The sequence below is a fragment of the Dermacoccus sp. UBA1591 genome (genome assembly GCF_002322065.1).
GTDB lineage: Bacteria > Actinomycetota > Actinomycetes > Actinomycetales > Dermatophilaceae > Dermacoccus > Dermacoccus nishinomiyaensis.
Map to the genome: position 1 here is coordinate 1 of NZ_DCNR01000074.1, position 4,921 is coordinate 4,921.

Here is a 4,921-nt window from a genome sequence, read left to right on the forward strand (position 1 = left end):
CCCGAAAGACTGGGGTTGAGCAGTTCAAGACCATCACGCATTTCTACGTCCACCACAAACACCCTGACCCCCGCCGCCCCTGCGAATGCTTGTACGGGTGCGGATAGACACGTACATGACGTTGCCCACTCCCTCGGGGTTGGCCGTCGGCGTCGTGTCGCCCTCACCGCGGCTCGCACCCTGCGGCATCTCGACGAGCGCGACGTCGCGGTGGCCGAGGTCGTACAGGTACGTGGCCAGGGTGCGCAGCGCGGCGCGTTCCATCGTCAGCTGCAGGACACCGTCGATCGCGGGGTAACCCGTGCCGGCGAGCGGGATGCGGCGATGGCGCAGGTGGTCCAGCACCGCCGCCGAGACATGCCCGCCGAGCGGGAAGACGACGGCGTCGCGGGGGATGCCGGACATGCGTCGCACGACCTCGTGCTCATCGCTACCCTACGCCAGGATGAGCAGGATGCCGCTCGAGTTCTGGCCCAGGTGCTGCGCGAGACCGTCGAGCACGCTGACGGCGAACGGGTCGCTGAACGAGTTGAGCAGTCGCCCCTCGGCGAAGACACCGACGATGCCGGAGCGTCCCTGTCGCAGGGACGAGGCGAGCGGGGGTCGGGGCTGCCGGAATCGAGATCCTCGGCGGCCTCGAGGACGCGCTCATGCGTCGCGTCGGCTTCGCATCGTCCACCACGGCCGGGGGGATGGCAATTCTGTGCAGGCACCCATCGATGTGGGACGGGCTGAGCGGTATCCGTCACGTGGTTACTGAAGCGTAGGTAGGGTTGGGGGATCGCGGCGCGGACCGCGACACCGGAGCTGACGACGGCCGAAGGAGACCACAGCGATGACGACCTCACGGACCCGGGTGACGCTGCTCGACGTGGCGCGCGGGGCGCTGACGATGACGCCCGACATCCCCCACGTCGCCAAGCATCTGCCGTCCTTACTGCTGCGTCGATCGGGCCGCGCCATGTCGATCGGCTCGGTATTCGAAGGGCTCGCCGAGCGGCACCCGCAGCGTCCGTTCGTCGTGGCCGACGAGGGGCGCCTCACCTACGCAGAGGCCAACGAGCGTGTCAACCGGCTCGCGTGGGTGCTCAAGGACGCTGGGGTGCGTCACGGGGACGTCGTCGGGCTGATGTCGCACAACTCGATCGACATGCTGCTCGTGATGCTCGCGACCGTGAAGCTCGGCGCCGTCAGCGGGCTGCTCAACTACAACCAGCAGGGCGATGTGCTCGCCCACAGCCTCGGAGTACTCGACGCCCGCGTCATCGTCGCCGAGCCGTCGTTGCTCGAGGCGGTGACGACGTGCCTCGCGGGGGAGGGCTCAGCGAACACCGCACCGTCGTCGGATACCGGGCGCCACGCGGACGTCGTCGGGCTCGACGAGCTCGTCGCACAGGCGACGAACGCGCCTACGGCGGCGGCGCAGAACCCGCCCGAATGCGCGCAGGTGCGCGGCAGCGACAAGGCGTACTACATCTTCACCTCCGGCACGACGGGCATGCCGAAGGCCTCCATCATGAGCCACCATCGGTGGCTGCAGTCGTACTCGGGCCTCGGCGGGCTGGGCGTGCGGCTGCGCGAGGGCGACACTCTCTACTGCTGCCTGCCGCTGTACCACAACAACGCCGTGACGGTCGCGCTCGGAGCCGTGCTCAACGGCGGCGCGTGCTTCGCCATCGCGCGCAAGTTCTCCGTCTCCAACTTCTGGGACGACGTCATCCGCTTCGACGCGACGTCGTTCGTCTACATCGGCGAACTGTGCCGCTATCTGCTCGGCCAGCCGCAGCGGGACGTTGACCGGGCGCACCGCATCCGCGTCATCGTCGGCAACGGCCTGCGGACCGACATCTGGGCCGAGTTCCAGGAGCGCTTCGGCATCGCGCGCATCGCCGAGTTCTACGGGGCGAGCGAGTGCAACATCGCGTTCATCAACGCCTACAACATCTCCGAGACGGCCGGCACGTGCCCACTGCCGCACAAGGTCGTCGCCTACGACCCGGAGACGGGCGGCGCGGTGCGCGACGGGAACGGGCGGCTGCGTCAGGTCAAGGTCGGCGAGGCGGGCCTGCTGCTCGCCAAGGTGACGAAGGCCCAGCCGTTCGACGGGTACACCGACGACGACGCCACCGAGAAGAAGCTGCTGCGCGACGGTTTCAAGGACGGCGACTGCTGGTTCATCACCGGCGACCTCGTGCGCCGGCAGGGGCTCAACCACGTGGCGTTCGTCGATCGGCTCGGCGACACGTTCCGGTGGAAGGGCGAGAACGTCGCGACGACGGAGGTCGAGGCGGCCCTCGAGCGGCTGCCGTTCGTCGAGGACTGCGTCGTCTACGGCGTCGAGGTGCCCGGCTGCGACGGGCGAGCCGGCATGGCCGCCGTCGTGCTGCGCGAGGGCGAGCCCTTCGACGCCATGGCGGCCGTCGCGCTCAACGAACGCCTGCCGAAGTACGCGGTGCCACTGTTCGTGCGCGAGGTCGATTCGCTCGAGCACACCTCGACGTTCAAGTCGCGCAAGGTCGAACTGCGCGACGCCGGGTTCGCCGGCGTGGGTGACGACCGCGTGTGGGTGCTGATGCGTGACGGCTACGTGCCCTTCTACGGGAGCTACCCCGAAGACGTCGCAGCAGCGCGTCAGCCGTGAGGGGTTGAGCTTCGCCGTCGGCCGGCCATGTGGTCGTGCGTCAGCTGTGAGGGGTGGAGCTTCGCGTCAGCCGGCCATGTGGTCGCGCGGCAGCTGTGAGGGGTGGAGCGTCGCGTCGGCGTGGTGGTTCAGCGTGTCGGGCGTCAGAACGATGCGGTGGCGAGCTTGACGGCGAACAGGCAGAAGGCCGTCCCCGCGGCGAGGTGTGCGCCGGCGACGACGCGCGGGCGTCCTGCGACGCGGTGGCCGAGCCGCGAACTGATGGCGATGACGGCCGCGAGGTAGATGAGGCTGATGATCTGCATGATGACGGCGAGCACCCCGAAGTTGACCCACAGGTGCGGATCGCCCGGCGTCACGAACTGCACGAAGAACGCGGCGAAGAACAGGATCGACTTGGGGTTGAGCATGCCCGTCACGATCGAGCGGCTGAACGGGGACGCCGCGATGCCGGCGTCATCGGGGGCCGCGCCTGTGTCGATGGGGTTGAGCGAGTCGTCCGTGGCCTCGGCGCGCGTCAGCGCTCGATGTTCGCGCAGCAACTGCACCCCTCGGCGCAGCAGACCGAACCCGAGATAGACGAGGTAGGCGCCGCCGACGAGCGTCAGCGCGCGGAAGAACAGCGCCCCGCCCGTCAGCAGCGTGCCCGCCGGCGACGGCCGCGATCATGAGGATGCTGTCGCTGATGAACACACCGGCGGCGGCCTGCCAGCCGGCGCGTCGCGACACCTGCGCGGCGCTCGTCGCGACGAACAGCGAGTTCGGCCCGGGCAGCAGGATTGGTTGTGACAGCTTGGTCTGGCCCCGTTGTGACGGCTTGATCTGGCCCCGCGTGCGACTTGCCGGGGTGTTGACGGTCTGAACTGGCCCCACCCCTTCACGCTGGTCCCCATCACTGGGAACCAGTCGCGAGGGCAAGGGAGCCAAGATGGGGTCACGAGTGCAGCTGTACGCCGACATCCGCCATGACGCGCGAGTGGAGGGTCTGTCCATCCGCGAGCTCGCGCGCAAGCACGGGGTACATCGCCGCACCGTCCGCCAGGCACTCGCCGCTGCCGAACCCCCGCCCCGCAAGAGGCCGGTTCGTACGGCACCGCGTCTGGACCCGTACAAGCCGGCCATTGACGAGATGCTGCGCTATGACCTGACTGCGCCACGCAAGCAGCGTCATACCGCGACCAGGATCCTGGCCCGGCTACGCGACGAACACGGCGCCACGGACCTGTCGTACTCGACGGTGCGGGACTACGTGCGGGTCCGGCGCGCGCAGATCGATCTGGAGGCCGGGCGTCGGGTGGAGGCGATGGTGCCGCAGGACCACGCCCCCGGCGCGGAGGCCGAGGTCGACTTCGGCGAGGTCTACGTCATCCTCGACGGCGTCAAGACCAAGTGCCACATGTTCGTCTACCGCCTGTCCCACTCGGGCAAGGCCATCCACCGCGTCTACCCGACCGGCGGGCAGGAAGCCTTCCTCGAGGGACACATCGAGGCCTTCCACGCCCTGAGCGGCATCCCCACCCGACACATCCGCTACGACAACCTCACCTCCGCCGTCGTGCAGGTCATCCACGGCGGCGACCGGCTACGCGACGAGAACGAACGCTGGGTGCTGTTCCGCTCCCACTACGGCTTCGACGCGTTCTACTGCCAGCCAGGCATCGACGGCGCCCACGAGAAAGGTGGCGTCGAGGGCGAGGTCGGCTGGTTCCGCCGCAACCACCTCACCCCCATGCCCGAGGTCCCCAGCCTGGACGAACTCAACGACAAGATCCGTGCCTGGGAACACGATGACAACACCCGCCGCATCACCGGCCATGCGAACACGATCGGGCAGGACTACCACGCCGAACTCGACCACCTGGCGCCGTTGCCGGCCGGGGACTTTGACCCTGGCCTGATCCTCCACCCGCGCGTCGATCGCTCCGCCCTGATCACCGTCCGCATGGTCAAGTACTCCGTCCCCGCACACCTGATCGGGCAACGCGTCCGCGTCAGCCTGCGGGCCTCGTGCGTGGTCGTCTTCGAAGGCCGCACCATAGTGGCCACCCACCGACGCCTCGGCACCCGTGGGGTGACCCGGGTCGAGCTGGACCACTACCTCGAAGTCCTACGCCACAAGCCCGGCGCGTTCCCCGGCTCCACCGCCCTCGCGCAGGCCCGCGCCGCCGGAGCATTCACCGCAGCCCACGACGCGTTCTGGGCCGCGGCCCGCAAGACCAGCGGCGACGTCGCCGGGACCCAAGCGTTGATCGACGTGCTCCTGCTCCACCGATCCCTCCC

General features: G+C 68.9%; 3 protein-coding genes and 1 pseudogene. 2 read left to right on the forward strand and 2 right to left on the reverse strand.

Features of this window, described 5'->3' with window-relative positions; all coding sequences use genetic code 11:
* Positions 1-33 precede the first annotated feature (33 nt).
* Positions 34-405: a type 1 periplasmic-binding domain-containing protein gene (locus B2284_RS07650; RefSeq protein ID WP_062257473.1), complete on the reverse strand. Its 372-nt coding sequence runs from the start codon at positions 403-405 to the stop codon at positions 34-36.
* Positions 406-835: 430 nt separating this feature from the next.
* Between B2284_RS07650 and B2284_RS07655 the strand changes: the two genes are divergently transcribed.
* Positions 836-2,641: a long-chain-acyl-CoA synthetase gene (locus tag B2284_RS07655; RefSeq protein ID WP_074041324.1), complete on the forward strand. Its 1,806-nt coding sequence runs from the start codon at positions 836-838 to the stop codon at positions 2,639-2,641.
* A 143-nt stretch (positions 2,642-2,784) separates the two neighbouring features.
* Here the strand turns inward: B2284_RS07655 and B2284_RS14475 are convergent.
* Positions 2,785-3,634 (reverse strand): annotated as a pseudogene (locus B2284_RS14475) (LysE family transporter).
* Between B2284_RS14475 and istA the strand changes: the two are divergent.
* The coding region (istA, locus tag B2284_RS07665) for an IS21 family transposase (protein ID WP_286697345.1) at positions 3,570-4,921 on the forward strand (1,352 nt) is incomplete at its 3' end. The pseudogene B2284_RS14475 and the gene istA overlap by 65 nt on opposite strands.

Coding starts and splice junctions, on each gene's coding strand:
- B2284_RS07650 (WP_062257473.1), bottom strand. CDS start 405: ATGTCCGGCATCCCCCGCGACGCCGTCGTCTTCCCGCTCGGCGGGCAT.
- B2284_RS07655 (WP_074041324.1), top strand. CDS start 836: ATGACGACCTCACGGACCCGGGTGACGCTGCTCGACGTGGCGCGCGGG.